This is a genomic window from Lacihabitans lacunae, from assembly GCF_042649125.1.
Taxonomy (GTDB): domain Bacteria; phylum Bacteroidota; class Bacteroidia; order Cytophagales; family Spirosomataceae; genus Leadbetterella; species Leadbetterella lacunae.
Window position 1 is genome coordinate 1879472 of record NZ_JBHRYQ010000001.1, and the last position, 15607, is coordinate 1895078.

Annotated in this window: 13 protein-coding genes; 8 read left to right on the forward strand and 5 right to left on the reverse strand. The window is 36.8% G+C overall.

Annotation, left to right across the window (positions count from 1 at the left end; translation table 11 throughout):
- The first annotated feature begins 193 nt into the window (after positions 1 to 193).
- Positions 194 to 895: a zinc metallopeptidase gene (locus ACFOOI_RS08205; protein ID WP_379836909.1), complete on the forward strand. Its 702-nt coding sequence runs from the start codon at positions 194 to 196 to the stop codon at positions 893 to 895.
- A gap of 132 nt (positions 896 to 1027) precedes the next feature.
- Here the strand turns inward: ACFOOI_RS08205 and ACFOOI_RS08210 are convergent, their stop codons facing one another.
- On the reverse strand, positions 1028 to 1444 hold the full coding sequence (locus ACFOOI_RS08210) for an OsmC family protein (RefSeq protein WP_379836911.1): 417 nt from the start codon (positions 1442 to 1444) through the stop codon (positions 1028 to 1030).
- Between the two features lie 188 nt (positions 1445 to 1632).
- Between ACFOOI_RS08210 and ACFOOI_RS08215 the strand changes: the two genes are divergently transcribed.
- A complete protein-coding gene (locus ACFOOI_RS08215) occupies positions 1633 to 2553 on the forward strand; it encodes a ThuA domain-containing protein (RefSeq protein WP_379836913.1) in 921 nt (306 codons plus the stop codon).
- Positions 2554 to 2666: 113 nt separating this feature from the next.
- Complete coding sequence (locus ACFOOI_RS08220) at positions 2667 to 3638, forward strand: acyltransferase family protein (RefSeq protein WP_379836915.1); 972 nt, start codon at positions 2667 to 2669, stop codon at positions 3636 to 3638.
- Between the two features lie 13 nt (positions 3639 to 3651).
- Here the strand turns inward: ACFOOI_RS08220 and ACFOOI_RS08225 are convergent, their stop codons facing one another.
- A complete protein-coding gene (locus ACFOOI_RS08225; RefSeq protein WP_379836917.1) occupies positions 3652 to 4215 on the reverse strand; it encodes a CvpA family protein in 564 nt (187 codons plus the stop codon).
- Position 4216: 1 nt separating this feature from the next.
- A complete protein-coding gene (locus ACFOOI_RS08230; protein ID WP_379836919.1) occupies positions 4217 to 4672 on the reverse strand; it encodes a GatB/YqeY domain-containing protein in 456 nt (151 codons plus the stop codon).
- A 90-nt stretch (positions 4673 to 4762) separates the two neighbouring features.
- On the opposite strand from ACFOOI_RS08230, the gene ACFOOI_RS08235 reads away from it, so the two are divergent.
- Both ACFOOI_RS08235 and ACFOOI_RS08240 read left to right on the forward strand, forming a co-directional pair.
- On the forward strand, positions 4763 to 5482 hold the full coding sequence (locus tag ACFOOI_RS08235) for a pyridoxine 5'-phosphate synthase (protein WP_379836921.1): 720 nt from the start codon (positions 4763 to 4765) through the stop codon (positions 5480 to 5482).
- 213 nt (positions 5483 to 5695) lie between these two features.
- A complete protein-coding gene (locus ACFOOI_RS08240; protein ID WP_379836923.1) occupies positions 5696 to 6091 on the forward strand; it encodes a hypothetical protein in 396 nt (131 codons plus the stop codon).
- Between the two features lie 78 nt (positions 6092 to 6169).
- Here the strand turns inward: ACFOOI_RS08240 and ACFOOI_RS08245 are convergent, their stop codons facing one another.
- Positions 6170 to 8488, reverse strand: coding sequence for an ATP-dependent helicase (locus tag ACFOOI_RS08245; RefSeq protein ID WP_379836925.1), 2319 nt, complete (start codon positions 8486 to 8488; stop codon positions 6170 to 6172).
- Positions 8489 to 8621: 133 nt separating this feature from the next.
- Here ACFOOI_RS08245 and ACFOOI_RS08250 point away from each other — a divergent pair, with 133 nt between their 5' ends.
- Positions 8622 to 10421 (forward strand): asparagine synthase-related protein, encoded by a 1800-nt coding sequence (locus tag ACFOOI_RS08250; RefSeq protein ID WP_379836927.1) that lies wholly within the window; start codon positions 8622 to 8624, stop codon positions 10419 to 10421.
- The gene (locus ACFOOI_RS08255; RefSeq protein WP_379836929.1) at positions 10358 to 11071 is read left to right on the forward strand and encodes a hypothetical protein; all 714 of its coding nucleotides are present in this window, start codon (positions 10358 to 10360) and stop codon (positions 11069 to 11071) included. Before ACFOOI_RS08250 ends, ACFOOI_RS08255 begins: the two co-directional genes overlap by 64 nt.
- 7 nt (positions 11072 to 11078) lie before the next feature.
- Here ACFOOI_RS08255 and porU2 read toward each other — a convergent pair whose 3' ends face one another.
- Positions 11079 to 14339 (reverse strand): putative type IX secretion system sortase PorU2, encoded by a 3261-nt coding sequence (gene porU2 / locus ACFOOI_RS08260; protein ID WP_379836931.1) that lies wholly within the window; start codon positions 14337 to 14339, stop codon positions 11079 to 11081.
- A 156-nt stretch (positions 14340 to 14495) separates the two neighbouring features.
- Between porU2 and ACFOOI_RS08265 the strand changes: the two genes are divergently transcribed.
- Positions 14496 to 15581 (forward strand): fatty acid desaturase family protein, encoded by a 1086-nt coding sequence (locus ACFOOI_RS08265; protein WP_379836933.1) that lies wholly within the window; start codon positions 14496 to 14498, stop codon positions 15579 to 15581.
- Positions 15582 to 15607 lie beyond the last annotated feature (26 nt).

Consider the following 15607-nt stretch of genomic DNA (forward strand, 5'->3'; position numbering starts at 1 on the left):
AAAGAGTGGTGAATGTAAAAGTTCATCACTCTTTTAGGTTAAATACACATCTCAACACTATTTTTATCCAGTCGTAAAATCCCAACACCATTTATCCCAAAAAAAACTTCCTACAGAACCCTGTAACCTATTTCGTTGTTTTTAGTCTAAAGTTTTGTTTAATTTGGAACATAAAATTTAAATCACAAGAAAAATGATATTTGTAATCGGAATTGCGTTTATGCTAATCGGAATGTTTGTTTCAAGCAGACTAAAAAGCAAATTTGCCGAATATTCTAAAATCGGATTGGCCAACGGACTTTCAGGGGCTGAAATAGCAGAAAAAATGTTGCACGACAACAATATATATGATGTAAAAATCACCCACGTGGAAGGACAACTGACCGACCACTACAATCCCGCAAACAAAACTGTAAACCTGAGCACTGACGTGTATCACGGTAGAAGTGCAGCAGCCGCAGCTGTTGCGGCTCACGAGTGTGGCCACGCAGTTCAGCATGCCACTGCTTATGCAGCTTTACGTATGCGATCGGCCATGGTGCCAGCGGTAAATGTAGCCTCTAAAATGATGGGGATGCTAAACATGTTTTTAATGTTTGGTGGTATTTATATGCTTTCGCAAGGAAGTGCAATTGGCAACATCCTACTGATAGTTTTAATAGCAGCCAATGCGGCCATCGCTGCTTTTGCTACCATTACCTTGCCGGTAGAATTTGACGCAAGTAACCGTGCTCTAAAATGGATGGAAACGAGAAATATAGTGAACCAACGTGAACACGCTATGGCAAAAGACGCACTTAAGTGGGCAGCCATGACTTACGTGGTAGGAGCTTTAGCGGCAATCGCCAACTTAATGTACTATGTAATGATATTTTTAGGAAGAAGAGACGACTAATCTCTAATCTTAAAACTTCTTAAAGCCTTGACAGTGAAAACTTTCAAGGCTTTTTTTATAACTATTTTGGAGAATAAAAAAAAGATGCACCTATCAAAAAGTACATCCTCTATATTATTTCCTACAAAAAACTTAAGCTAAACTAACGGTCAAAATAACTGTAGCCTTCATTAATTTCGATATAGGGCAAATCTCTTTCGCATTGTTGGCAATTTCTTCAAACTCATCAATCGTGATATTTGGAATTGTACCTGTTAGTATTAATTCGATAGAAGGAATGGCTCCGTCTTCAAAATTTACCTTTGCTTTGGTGTCCAAATTAGTAGCCACAAAGCCCGCTTCGTTTAATAAAAAACTCAACTGCATAGTGAAACAACCCGCATGAGCTGCACCTATTAATTCCTCAGGATTGGTACCTACGCCATCCTCAAATCTTGTTTTAAATGAATATTGTGTATTATCCAAAACTGTACTTTGCGTACTTACAGTTCCCATTCCGTTTTTACCTGTTCCTTTCCAGTTTGCACTGGCCATTCTGCTAAATTTCATAATTTCTTTTTTTATTAATTAATTAAATGATTCCAAATTTTACCTCTTTCAAATTTAAGACTTTGTGCCGTGTTTTTAAAACATTTACCCATTTACTATTTTTCAAAATTTTGATAAAAAATTAATATCTCTTTTTCGAGGTTTTAAAGTAAATTGAGTAATTATTAATATTCAACCCTCATACACGCATGAAAAAGAACTTTTCCTTTTTATTCTTACTCTTATTATTGCCATTTTTGGCCATTTCACAAGGTCAACCCGAAATCCCTTTCTCGGCAGATTGGCTTCAAAAAATAGCCAAAACTGCTCCACAAAAAACGCATTTTCCGAGTTCAAAAAAACACAAAATTTTAATCTTTTCGTTGCATACGGGATTTAAACACTGGGTGATTCCCCACACAGAAGCCATAATGCAAACCATGGCCACGCAAACTGGTGATTTTGAAGTAACGGTAACCAAAGATATCGCTGCTTTTGAAAAGAAATCATTGGCTCAATATGATGCGGTAATTTTAAACAACACCTGTAGCATCGGCGATAAACGTGACATATTTTGGGATGTGCTTAAGGTAAAATATCCGAACGACAGTCTTTTGGCTAAAAAAGAAGCAAAAGTATTGGAACAAAACTTATTGAATTATGTAAAAAAAGGAGGCGGCTTGATGCTCCTGCATGGCGGCATAGTGATGCAAAATAAGTCTTTGGCTTTTGGAGAAATGGCGGGTGGGAATTTCTTTTATCACCCAAAACAACAAGAAATTACCCTGAGAATGGTAGATGAAAGCCATCCTTTGGTTAGGGCCTTTGAAGGGAAAACATTTGTGCATATAGACGAACCTTATTTGTTTAATAATGCATACGATTCAAAGAATTTTAAGCCCTTACTATACTTTAATGCTTCTGAAATAGAAGGCATAAAAGAAAAAGATGGAGACGCCATTCGATATGTGTCGTGGATAAGAAAACATGGAAAAGGCCGTGTGTTTTATTCATCGCCGAGTCACAATGCCCAAAGCTACGATGACCCTCGCCTACTGGCTTTTTTGCTTGACGGATTGCAGTTTGTGGTGGGCGATATAGCCTGCGACTTTAGCCCTATTGGCAAGTAATATGCGTTTATACTTGGACTGGCTTAAAAATTAGTCCAAGTTTTTTCTGCTCTTTGACTAACATTTTGTGTAATTTTACAGCAGAAACCCCATTTAATATTCAAAACTGATTGATGCAAAGACTAAACGGTGTAGACTTATTTCGATTCATTGCCGCATTTTTTATTCTGATTCTACATACCAACTATGGTCCACTTGAAGACACATTAGGCGTTTACGCAAAACTTTCTGCTCGCTGGGCGGTGCCTTTTTTCTTTCTTTGCAGTGGTTATTTTTTACAAAAAAAACTAGAAAAGTCAGAGCATTTCACATTTGATGTGATTCAAAAAAACGTCATCTCACTTATTTCTATTTTACTGGTTTCTTCGCTTATTTATGGCATAATAGATACAATCAGAGGCAACTACGAATTTCAGATACCGCATGTTTTAGTGGGTGCATACTTTCATCTTTGGTATATCGGAGCCATGATTTTAGCCTTTATAACCATTTGGTATTTGCACGAAGTTAAACTCCAATTTATACTTCCATATCTTTCTATACTATTGTTAGGTGGCCTTTTCCTATCAGACAATTACGATTTCTTGTTCCAAAAAGATTATAGCTTCGAAGTCTATAGATTCATGCAAGCCATACCCTTTATATATATCGGAATGAGGGTTTGTAAAATAAAAACCATAGACCATATAAAAACCGCAGGATGGTTAACGCTCATTGGCGGAATTGTCTTTTTGATACTCGAAGTCAAATTATTCAAATGGGTTATGCCTTTACTTGACTTGGTTCATGAACAAAGTATCGGAATTAGCATTATCGCCATTGGGGCATTTTTAGTAAGCCTATCGATAGATATAGACACTAATTTCTTCACAAAATTTGGACAGAAATATTCGCTATTCAGCTACCTCTATCACCCATTATTATACATGGGTTTCAGTGTTTTATTCCCTATTTTCTTACCCGAAAATGGCTTCTCGAAGCTCCTCTACCCTATTTTGGGGTATAGTTTAATCTTGGGTATTGCTTATGTTTTAGATACAAAAGCAAAGCCCGTTTTCAATTTTTTGAACGGGAAAATCAAATAATACGTAATTACGTTTATTGATCGTTTAAAAGAGGCTTGGCATATTCAAACTTTTCTTTGATGAGGTCGAGGTATTCTACCCAGTTACCACCAAATGGCAGCCAATCTAATATTTTGGAAATTACACTAGGAGCAAAAACCTCCACGTAGGCGTAAAAATGATTTTCTTTCATCCAGCTTTCGGGAAAAGTAATGGGTGTTTTAGAAAGCAGCCAAATAAATACGCTCATCACAAACATGACCGTAAAACCGCCTAAAAGTGCTCCCAAGGCTCCGTCTAAAGTACCCAAAAACGTCATTCGGAGGGCTTTACGCATTAGCCAACCGACTTTTCTAATCATAAAAATTGTGAGGAAAATTATCACCAAAAAACTCATGTATGGCGAAATACCTTTCAAGGTATCGTTGCTGATAAAAGAAGAGAGTAATTCGGTGCCAAGGCTCAAAAATTTGAAGCCAATGACAATGGCTACCACAAAAGCCGATATGCCGATGATTTCCATCAACAAGCCCTTGCGGTAGCCATTAAACGCTCCCATAAGTATAGGAACTAATAATATGAGGTCTATTATTGCCAATTTACAATTTGGCTAAAAGTGACTTCACCATTTCGCTAACTGCTCTACCTTCTGCTTTTCCAGCTACTTCTTTTGAGGCCATACCCATCACTTTGCCCATATCTGCAGGACCTTTGGCTCCTACTTTAGTGATAATGCCAGAAATGACCGTTTCAAGTTCTTCTGCTGACATAGCCGCCGGAAGATAAACTTCAATAATCGCGATTTCAGCAAGTTCTTTTTCAAGCAAATCAGGTCTGTTTTGCGTTTTAAAAATCTCCGCTGAATCTTTCCTTTGTTTTACAGCTTTTTGCAAAATCTTCATTCCTTCCTCTTCCGAAAGTTCTCCTGAACCACCCGCTTTGGTCTCTTCTATTAATATACCTTTTTTGATATCTCTAAGTGCCAAAAGTTTTACTTGGTCACGTGCTAACATCGCAGCTTTAATATCTGCATCTATCTTAGATTTTAATGACATTTTTATGTTTTTTTCAGTTTAAAATAATAATTCTAGACCTTTGCTCCGAAAAAAAATGATAATTTTGGAGATATATTCTAAAATACAAAAATGACAAAATTATCGGTCAATATCAATAAAATCGCCACTTTAAGAAATTCGAGAGGCGGAAACATGCCAAACCTTGTGCAAACCGCTATCGATTGCGAAATTTTCGGAGCTCAGGGTATCACTATTCACCCTAGGCCTGACGAGCGTCACATAAAGTATCAAGATGTTTTTGATTTAAAAAAAATAGTTAAAAACGAATATAACATAGAAGGAAACCCCACAGAAGGGCGTTTTCAAGAAGTAGTTTTGGCCGTAAAACCTGAACAAGTTACCTTAGTGCCAGATACTTTAGGAGCACTGACTTCTAACGCAGGCTGGGATACCATCACCCACAAAGCCAAGTTAAAAGAGTTGGTAAATATTTACAGATCAGAAGGAATTAGGGTTTCTATTTTTGTGGATGCCAACCCCGAGATGGTAGAAGCCGCCGCCGAGACAGGTACCGACAGAATAGAACTTTACACAGAAGCGTACGCAAAAGACTATACAGAAAGCCCCGAAAAGGCAATCTCGGCATTTGTGGCAGCAGCCGAAATGGCTCAAAAAGTAGGATTAGGCATAAACGCGGGCCACGACTTGAGTTTAGAAAACTTGGCATATTTCCACAAAAACATACCAGGTTTACTTGAGGTTTCTATCGGTCACGCCTTAATCTGCGATGCTCTTTACTATGGACTAGAAAATACGATTCAGCTGTATTTGAGACAGCTGAAAGATTAAGTTACGATGTATTTTATATCTTTTTTTATCATTGTTTCGACTCTTTACTTTATAGCACTGATTTCCATTCGAGTTCTATTTAAAATTATTAAAAGCCTATTTAAAAGACCTTGGAAATTCCCTAACCTAAGTTTTGACTTTATATTTTCTTTTTTTTGGTCTTTTTTGTTTTTGATAATATCATTTTTTCTAAGCATTAATGCTTATTTTCAAATGGGAGTTATTGACCATTATGATGTAAAAAAAGGATCTTTGAAATGGTACTTAATCATGGATGATAATACCATTTCGAACTTTCCGGTGTATAACTATACTAAAGAACCTATTTACAATCATATTGGAGGTGATTCTCCAAATATTAGTGCAGGTTATGAAATCTTATACGAAAGTAAGCTTAGCTTTAATCAGCTCTATCCAAAAATTGAAAATTATTTAAAATCTAATAATTATACCTTGAGAAAGAAAAATAAACCAGAATGTTATCATTTATACTTACAGGAATTTTCAGATGCACAAATTTACACTTCAACTGGGGAAGGATGTTTAGATCTAATTTTCACTAAAAAGTCAAACGATATCACTGAAATCAGGGCATCAATAATTTATTAAATATATCTCAGACTACAGCAAAAAAGAAATTTCAGGTCTTAGAAATGTAATCCAAGAGCCACATGTGTCCAAAATTAACTATTCCACAATCCGAAGTTTAGCGAAACTTAGCAACAGCGTCTTTTCACCTTCGCTTTTAAAGTGTATAATGGCTTTTGAAGTATTACCTTGAGCCTCCACTTTTTTGACATCGCCAAAGCCAAACTTTGGGTGTTCCACTTTGTCACCTGCTTTGAGGTTAGAAGTGTCAGATGGTTTAAAATCCTGGGTAGCTACATGAGCGGGTGCAGGCTTCGCTTGGTTCACAGGTTTAAGATGAGATATCACTTGCGAACGCGTATTGCCGGGCCTAACCGGTATCTCAGGCTTTTTGAAGGCCGGCTTCACTTGTGGTGGCGGGTTTCTTGATGTTAGGTCATAAGAAGTAGAGGCTGTAGTGATACCTACTCGTTCGTCAGACTTCAAAAACTTAGCGTCAATTTCATCTATAAAACGGCTCTTTTCGCAAAACGTCAGTTTACCCCAATTGTAGCGTTGTTCGGCATAACTCAAGGTAAGTTTTTTCTCAGCACGGGTAATGGCCACATAAAAAAGCCTACGCTCTTCCTCTAAGTCATCCCGATTTTTGAGCATCATTTGTGAAGGGAAAAGGTTCTCTTCCATACCCACCACAAATACATGGTTAAACTCAAGACCTTTAGCTCCGTGAATAGTCATCATGGTTACTTTATCAGGGTCGCCGTCTTCGTCTTGGTCGGCATTGGTTAGCAATGACACCGTCTGCAAAAACGTCCCCAAAGACACATCTTCGTTTTCAGGGTTATCGACAAACTGCTTTACGGAGTTCAAAAGCTCCTGAACGTTTTCGTGTCTGGCCATACCTTCCACGGTTTTATCCACGTAAAGTTCGTGCAAAAGCCCCGAAGTTTTGGCAATATGCATGGCCATAGTATGAGCGTCTTTGTCTTCTTCAAGCAGAATCATGTAACTCTTTATGAGCGTAGCAAAAGTATCGATGGCGTTTGTAGCTCGCCCCTCCATATACTTGTGAATATCGCCCACCACATCCCAAATAGAGAGGTTATTTTCATTAGCTGTCACTATTATTTTGGCCACAGTGGTATCGCCTATTCCTCTTTTGGGCAAGTTTATAATTCTTTTAAATGCCTCCTCGTCTTGCTGATTTACTGTAAAACGTAGGTACGCAATCAAGTCTTTGATTTCTTTCCTTTGGTAAAACGAAAGCCCACCTATAATCCTATATTTGATGTTCAGTTTACGCAAAGCTTCCTCAAAAGCCCTCGACTGAGCGTTTGTTCGGTACAAAATCGCAAAATCCTGATTTTTAAGATTTTGATTGAGTTTAGTTTCAAAAATATTATTTGCTATAATTCGACCTTCTTCATTGTCAGAATGTGCCTTTATTACCTCTATTTTATCTCCTTCTTCATTGTCTGAGAACGTATTTTTTTCGAACTGATTTTTGTTTTTCTTTATCAATGAATTGGCAGCATCTACAATCATTTTGGTAGACCTATAGTTCTGTTCCAGTTTCACGACTTTCAGTTCGGGATAATCTTTTTTGAAATTCAAGATATTCTGAATATTGGCCCCACGAAAGGCATAGATACTTTGAGCGTCATCTCCCACCACACAGATATTTTGGTGTACTGCCGAAAGCTTACGTGTAATCAGATACTGCGAAATGTTTGTATCCTGAAACTCATCCACCATTACATGCTTAAACTTGTGCTGGTATTTGTTCAAAACATCGAGGTGATCTCTAAAAAGAATATTTGTGTTAAATAGCAAATCGTCAAAATCCATGGCATTGGCAGAAAAACAACGCATAGAATACGTTCTGTATATTCGGCCAATTTCGGGCATTTGAGCGGCAGCGTCTTCTCCTCCGAAAATCGGATTTTCAAGATAGGCCTGCCATGAAATCAAGTTGTTTTTTGCTCCAGAAATCCGGTTTAATATAAAATTCGGCTTATACGTTTTATCGTCAAGTTTCATTTCTTTTACGATTGTACGAATAAGCGACTTTGAGTCGTCAGAGTCATAAATGGTAAAATTTGGCGTGTAGCCAAGCCTTCCACCTTCTATTCTTAATATTTTAGCAAAAACCGAGTGAAAGGTACCCATCCATAAATTGCGAGCCTCAGAACCGATAATTTTTTCGATACGATGACGCATTTCGCCAGCGGCCTTATTGGTAAATGTCAAGGACAAGATATTAAATGCATCTACGCCTTGGCCCATCAAGTGGGCGATTCGGTACGTTAATACACGCGTTTTACCTGAGCCGGCACCGGCTATAATCATCAATGGGCCGTTTTCGTGTGTTACAGCTTGATATTGGGGTTCGTTTAGTTCTGCTAAGTAGTCTTTCACCTGATCCGAATTATTTTTACAAAGATAAGCAATAGAGCCCGAAGCTACAGAAAGATATAGCCACAGAAAATTGTTTTTTCCTGCAAAGTGTCCACTTTTTTTGTTTTAATTTGAATTAATAAAGATAACTGAATTGGCCTATTTTAGTTTAAAACATTCTTTTTCAGAGCAAAACTCAGACAAAACAATTGATTCTGAAACTATTACTTATGGACCAAACCAAGACCAAATATTAGAACAACACACATCAGATTTTTTATTTTTCGGAATACATCCAAAGTTAAAAATTAAGATTCAAGCAGAGGCTTTTCAACTCACCGACACTCCTGATTTTGAGTTAAACAGTGCTGCTTATGCATTTATATTTTTTGATAAAAAAAAGAATACCATTAAACTCTACCGCGATTTTTTTGGAACGTTGCCCTTATTTTTTTCGGTAAAAAACAAAACTCTTTTCGTTAGTAATTCACTTAGAAAAGTGGCTACATGGTCGGGTTTAAAAATAAACGAAAATCAAATAGCCAAATACTTTAATGCTGATTTTGAAGATAATCCGATAGATAGCGACACATTTTTCGAGAATGTATTTCGTGTGCTTCCTGGGCATTTATGTTTGATTTCAGAAAATGAAATTAAGCAACAAAAGCACTCCGAAGTAGTAATTGGAGATACGAGAAACTTCAAGAGTATATTTTTTGACAAAATAAACAAATTCAAACAGTCAGAGCAAAAACTAGGAGCTCACCTCAGCGGCGGCCTAGACTCCTCGAGCATAGTGTCGATTTTAAAAACCGAAAAGCCCGAGACTTTTTATTTTGATCCAGGAAAAGAAAACATAAATGAACACAAAATAGCCAAATGGGTGGCCGCCAAATTGGAAGTAAACTTGAATGAAATAAAATTCAAAACTGAATATTTGGACTATGCAAAGAGAAGCTGCGAGATAACTTTCCAGCCCGAGCAAATGGTGATTCCAAGTGCTACATTTTTGAAAATCCTTGAAAAAGCCCAAGACTTAGGTGTACAGCAAATGATATCGGGACATGGCGGTGACGCAATTGTGGGTTACGGATTTGAGTATTTGAATGCCCTTTTTGAACAAAAAAAATATAGCCTTTACAAAAAAGAACTAAAGAAGTATGTAAAAATTCAAAATGAGAACCAACAAAAAACAGAGATTGAAGGAAAACTAACGGTAGAGAAATTAATGGCTCAGGCCTTTTTAAAGAAACTAAAGAAGAATCTTTTAAATGGAAATGTCAAAACCGTATTTGAGTTATGCTACACATTCTTGTTTAAACTTAATGTAGGCGTATTCCCTATTTTGAAGGTAATCACAAGTCGGTTTGATAAAATTAAAGAAATACCACTTGGTAAAAAACTCAAAATAAAATCGACAAAAAAAAATGACGTGACACCACAAAGTGAAAGGCTAAACTTTGATGGAAACAAATACCAAAAGTCGCTTCTGGATTCTAATTTCGTAACGCTTTCAGCTGTAGCTCTAGAGGCCTTGTATGACCTACACCAAGCGTATGAAGTTACACCCAAATATCCTTTTCTAAACAAAGAATTGCTGGAGTCAAGTTTAAACACTCCACTTAGCAAAAAGTTTTTTGATGGTTATGGCCGAGGAGATTTGCGAGCGGCAATACAAGGAAATCTGCCAGACAAAGTAAGGTTAAGGACTAGCAAAGGGGCATTTAACAACTATCACTTGGAGCATCTCCAAATACTACATGTACAGACCGAATATGACTTAAAAACTACACATAAAGTATGGCAGTATATAAACAAAAATACATTTGAGCGTGCTATATCTATTGTTTTAAATCCTAACTTTACGAGCAAACAAAAAAATAATCAAATATGGTTTTGTTCAAAAACTATTTCTCTCGCAATCTGGCTAGACACATTGGATTCTGCGGTTTAGTAATCACTATTTTCGCTTGCCAAACTGACTCTATAGAAACCAGAAAAGACTATTTCCCGCTTAATGAAAGCTTAGTAAGAATTTACGAAGTAACCGAAAATACGTATACCGTAACAGGTGAGCCAACGCAAAAAAAATATTTCCTAAAAGAGCAAATAAGCAATATCACAAGCAGCGACGGTATTAGTTCAGATTTTATTTTACAGCGATACACACGAAATACTGCTACAGAAACTTGGGCGTTAGGAAGTATACAAAAAGGCACATTAAAGCCAGATCGCTTGACTTTTGAAGAAAATGGAGAGATAAAACCTAAGCTATTTTTTCCGCTTTATGACAAAGCTTCCTGGACTATTCCACAAAGTAATGCTAGCTCAGAACCGCTAAAAGTTACAGTAACCAAACAAAATGAATCACTAACAATAGGCAATGAGAATATTGAAGACATATTTGTGGTACAATTCAGAAACGATTCTACACTTATAGATCTTCGGCGAGAATTAGAAACTTATGCACCCAACATTGGTTTGGTTTCAGCTGAATATACGAGTTTTGACTATTGCCAGTCCACTCCAAGTTGCATCGGAAAAGGGATTATTAACTTTGGTACAAGCAAAAAAATGAAGTTAATTTCCTACTCAAAAGAATAAATCTATTCTAAAATACCAAAACCCTGCTTTTTAAAACTTCCGTTTGACCATCGGCGTGAGAAACTGTAACTTGAATAATGTAGCTACCCGCCCCCCATTTTTGTTTTAATCCCAAATAGTACTCATTTAAACCAACTGTGGCACTTGGGCTTTGGCTTTCGATGAGTTTACCATTTAGGTCATACACCATCACATTTATCGCAGACGGATTTCGGTTATCATTTACCAATAAACTTACCTTAGCAAAGTCTTGCGTTGGGTTTGGGCTTACCTTTATTTTACTCGCAGAATTACCCTTCAAAATCTCGAAATCAATCTGCTGAAGTGGCCCCGAAACATTTCCCACCATATCTTTTGCTCTCACATAAATGGAATATTTACCCGCTTGCAAATCAAGATTAGGCAAACTTAAGGTAATATCATTTGAAGTATTTCTAGTAAAAACCGCACTTTGTAAGTCTACCGTTTGTATTTCACAAGTCTCACATTTTTTAAGATACACCTCCACCAAAGATTTTTGTAAATCTAAACTTCGGTCATCCAATAGTTTTAATTTAAAACGAGCATCTAATGCCACCAAGTCTGCATTTTGGAGGATTTTGTCCCCAACGTAAAGTGTAAGTTTAGGTGAAACCTTATCAGGCAAAATACCTTCAGGAAACAACGTAAAATTCAATAACTTGTCCCAAGCCGTTTCCCCTTTAAAACTTAATTTCACTTCGTTATTTAGCTCGTTGTATTCTTCTATTTTATTGTCAGCATCTAGCTTTAGGGCTATTTCTTCTATGGTAACATCTCTTTTAAACGGCACAAAGAGCGTATCAGTAGTTTGATTTGACTTAAACTCAAAAGTTTTCGTTTGTTCTTTACCACCCGCATATTTAAGTGTAAAAGCACCCTTTATTATTTGATTAGCAGAAAGCCTACCTAGATTTTTCATAAAAACACCAAAAAGTAAACTATCAGAGGCCCCAATGGTAGTCAAACCTTGGGCAGATTGTAGAAAAACTTTATTATTTTCTACCGAGAAGTCAGGTTTTTCTATTGGAAAAAGCTTTAAAGCCGGATCACCTTGGAAGACCATTTGATGCATTTCTGCTCGTATGTAATCGCTGCCGCTTTCATTTACTAAAGCTTGGTTAACCGCCTTATGAACCTCCCCTATGGTAAGTTTTGAAAGCTCCGGGTCTACAAAAAGCTTATCGTAAAGTACCTCTAAATATCTTTGAGTAGGATACAAATAACTCCAATATGAATTTGCAAAAACGCCGATAGCCCCTTTGTTTGGAGTCACAATCCAGTCTGTGCTGAGTGTGTTGTATCTATAAAAAACATTACCAACGCCACATCCATTAAAAAACATCAATGGATATTTGCCTTTGTTGCTATAGTTTCGCTGTGGACTTGAGCTATAACCAATGTTTAAGTCAATCACATCGGTGCTTCCATGGCCAGCAAAAGACAGCATGCCAACACCTTGGTTTACTTCTTTTGAAATGTCAATCTCCTCTACTTCTGCGTCTGTTGCTTTTACTTTTGCGGTTACGCTTCCACCATACAGACCTCCAGCAACTTTTGGTGTAATAGCATTTAACAAAAACCGCAAAGAGTTTATTTCAAAGACATTTTGACCGCCGCTCAGATGCAAAAAGTTTTTTTTCCATTCTTGGGCTACTCCTGCTGCTTCAGACTCTTTTACTTTATCCAAATAAGCCAAAACTTCTTCGTTTTTAGTTGCATTTAGTCGACCTGTTGGCACGGCTTGCACATCCATACTGCCGCCCCAAAGGCCTGCTGAAAGCAGCACATCCGAACCCGGATATCCAAATGAAGGAACGGTTTCGGTTGAGTTTTTCATGGCGTCTGGAAAAGTAACCGCCTTTCCCATAAGCAACAAAAATTTCCGTGGCGAATCCTTCAAAACATCTTCAAGAAAATAAGATATCGCCTTCGGATTCTTCTCCCCATAAAAATACGCATTGTAGATATCGTCCGTATAAACCACCGCTACTTTATACTTTCCTCCTGCATCAGAGGCCCTGTAATCTGCATATTTTAAGGCAGACTCTTTTAGTGTAGGCGTTGTAATTATTACAAATTCAGGCTTGCTTGTATTTTTAGTCAAATTAAGAATTTGAGTTTTCTTAGGGCTAAGCGTCTCCGAAAAAACAAAAACTTTTTGGCTATTTGCAGTTCTATCTATAGAAAAACTTAGGCCCAAACTTGTATTGACACTACCTAACTCATTCGCTTGACTTGGGTCTGAAATCTCCCAAACTCTTGTTTTATCATTTTTTATATTCCCAAAAACATAGGTTTCTTTGGTGCCAATAGGGTTTAGCAAACTGATAGTTCTAGCTGTTTCGGATAAACTGGCATTTGACCGTGAATAAACAAACTCAAAAAACGTGGGCGAATACCAGTCGTATTGCACATTGGCATTTCTAGTTTTTAATTCTAGGTTTAGACTTGGAGCACTCTCAAATTCCGAAATATCGTAGGAATTACTATATGAATCAAATGGCCCAAATGACGCACTGCTTTCTATTTTAGTATTATTTAAAAAGAAATCTAGAGAATGACATACGCGAGACCTGCCGTTTAACTTCAGTTTTAGTATTGTATTAAAACTTGTTTTCACAAACCCAGGAAGTGTAAAAACATATTTTGAAGATGAGTCGGAAGCACTCACAAACTTACTTGTCCAGCCCTCTCCCGGTTGATAATAACTTTGCATTAACTCGGGCAAAAGTCCAATATTATTATTGAAAGAATATTGGGTGTTTGGAGCCCAAACAAATGTTTCTCGGAAATTGTTTTGAGTAGTTCCAGGGCTAGTTAAACTATTTTTTACTCGCAAAGGATTTGTATTATCTGCACACAAAAAATATGCAGAAACATCTGAAAACAAACTTTGATATGGATTGTTTCTAGCCCAAGTGGGTCTATAAACCAATGAATCTAAACTTCCCTTATTTTTCTCACCAAAAAACTCAATATACCCGCCTGCTTTGAGTTCACCATTGACTTCTCCTACTGTTTTTATGGCCATCGGCTTACCGTGATACCACAAACCAAGGTTGGTAAACCTACTGAGACCAGACTTGCTAAGTTCTTCAAAACTAATACGATACACACCATCCTTCTCAACCTCAATTTTAAGATATGATTTATTAAAATCAATCCATGAAGAAGTATTCTGGCTTTGTGCCAAGACTGAAAAACTTAAACCAATATTTAGTACAAAAAGAAGTTGAATGAGACGCATCGAAGTTTTTTTTTCAAAAATAACAAAACTCAAGATTAAAATGTTGATTAGCCATAGAATATCCTACAAATTCGCAGATTCTGATATTAGGAAATAAAAGAAAAAAGATAGAACTTTGTAAGGTATGAGCATTATGCTTTTCAACAAAACCCAGTTATGCAGAAAATTAAATTTATTAATAAATCAGAGGCTACATTTTTCACAACGCTACGCTCAAAAGTAGACAACTACTTTAAAGAAAACAACTACAGCAAAAGCGGTGGCAGTCAAATACTTACGAAAGCTATCATTATGCTTTCAATTTATTTCATACCGTATTTTATAATTCTTTTCGCTGGTCTAAATAATATCCAAAATCTTATATTGTGTGTGGTAATGGGAATTGGAGTAGCCGGCACAGGTATGAGCGTAATGCACGATGCCATCCACGGTTCATTTTCGGAAAATAAGTTAATGAATAAAATATTTGGTTCCAGCATTTATTTCCTTGGAGGCAATGCCTATAACTGGGAAGTGCAGCACAATCAACTTCATCACACCTATACAAACATACATGACCTTGACGAAGATATTACGGGTAAGTTTTTGTTGCGATTAAATGTAGAAGAAAAAAAGAAGCCGATTCACAGATTTCAACATGCATATGCTTTTTTGTTGTATAGCTTGATGACTATATCGTTTTTGTGGAAAGATTTCAAAGAAATTAAATTATTTAACTCCTTGGCCAAAGACGGAATTGTAAAATCATTTCCTACAAAAGAACTTATTATACTTATCGCCACTAAAATATTATACATCGTATTTATTATGGTGATACCTATGTTGGTTCTTCACATAGGGTTTGGCACTTGGTTTTTAGGATTTATGGCCATGCACATGACTTCTGGCTTGATTTTAAGTACTATATTCCAACTGGCTCACGTGGTAGAAGACGCCGCTCAACCTATTCCAGACGAAAACGCATGTGTGCAAAATGCTTGGGCTGTGCATCAGCTAAGAACTACCGCAAATTTTTCTGGAAAAAGCAAATTGCTATCGTGGTACATTGGGGGGCTAGATTACCAAATTGAACACCATTTGTTTCCGAAAATTTCGCATATATACTACAAGGATCTTTCTAAAATAGTAGCTGAAACAGCCAAAGAGTTTAATTTAATGTATAACTCAAAAGGAAGTTTCATGAATGCTCTTCACTCTCATATTCAAATGTTGAAAAAACTAGGCACCGCCGAAACTATTTAGTCACTCAGTGGTTTCTAAATTAAAGT

Coding starts and splice junctions, on each gene's coding strand:
- ACFOOI_RS08205 (WP_379836909.1), top strand. CDS start 194: ATGATATTTGTAATCGGAATTGCGTTTATGCTAATCGGAATGTTTGTT.
- ACFOOI_RS08265 (WP_379836933.1), top strand. CDS start 14,496: ATGCAGAAAATTAAATTTATTAATAAATCAGAGGCTACATTTTTCACA.
- ACFOOI_RS08220 (WP_379836915.1), top strand. CDS start 2,667: ATGCAAAGACTAAACGGTGTAGACTTATTTCGATTCATTGCCGCATTT.
- ACFOOI_RS08215 (WP_379836913.1), top strand. CDS start 1,633: ATGAAAAAGAACTTTTCCTTTTTATTCTTACTCTTATTATTGCCATTT.
- porU2 (WP_379836931.1), bottom strand. CDS start 14,339: ATGCGTCTCATTCAACTTCTTTTTGTACTAAATATTGGTTTAAGTTTT.
- ACFOOI_RS08235 (WP_379836921.1), top strand. CDS start 4,763: ATGACAAAATTATCGGTCAATATCAATAAAATCGCCACTTTAAGAAAT.
- ACFOOI_RS08255 (WP_379836929.1), top strand. CDS start 10,358: ATGGTTTTGTTCAAAAACTATTTCTCTCGCAATCTGGCTAGACACATT.
- ACFOOI_RS08240 (WP_379836923.1), top strand. CDS start 5,696: ATGGGAGTTATTGACCATTATGATGTAAAAAAAGGATCTTTGAAATGG.
- ACFOOI_RS08210 (WP_379836911.1), bottom strand. CDS start 1,444: ATGAAATTTAGCAGAATGGCCAGTGCAAACTGGAAAGGAACAGGTAAA.
- ACFOOI_RS08230 (WP_379836919.1), bottom strand. CDS start 4,672: ATGTCATTAAAATCTAAGATAGATGCAGATATTAAAGCTGCGATGTTA.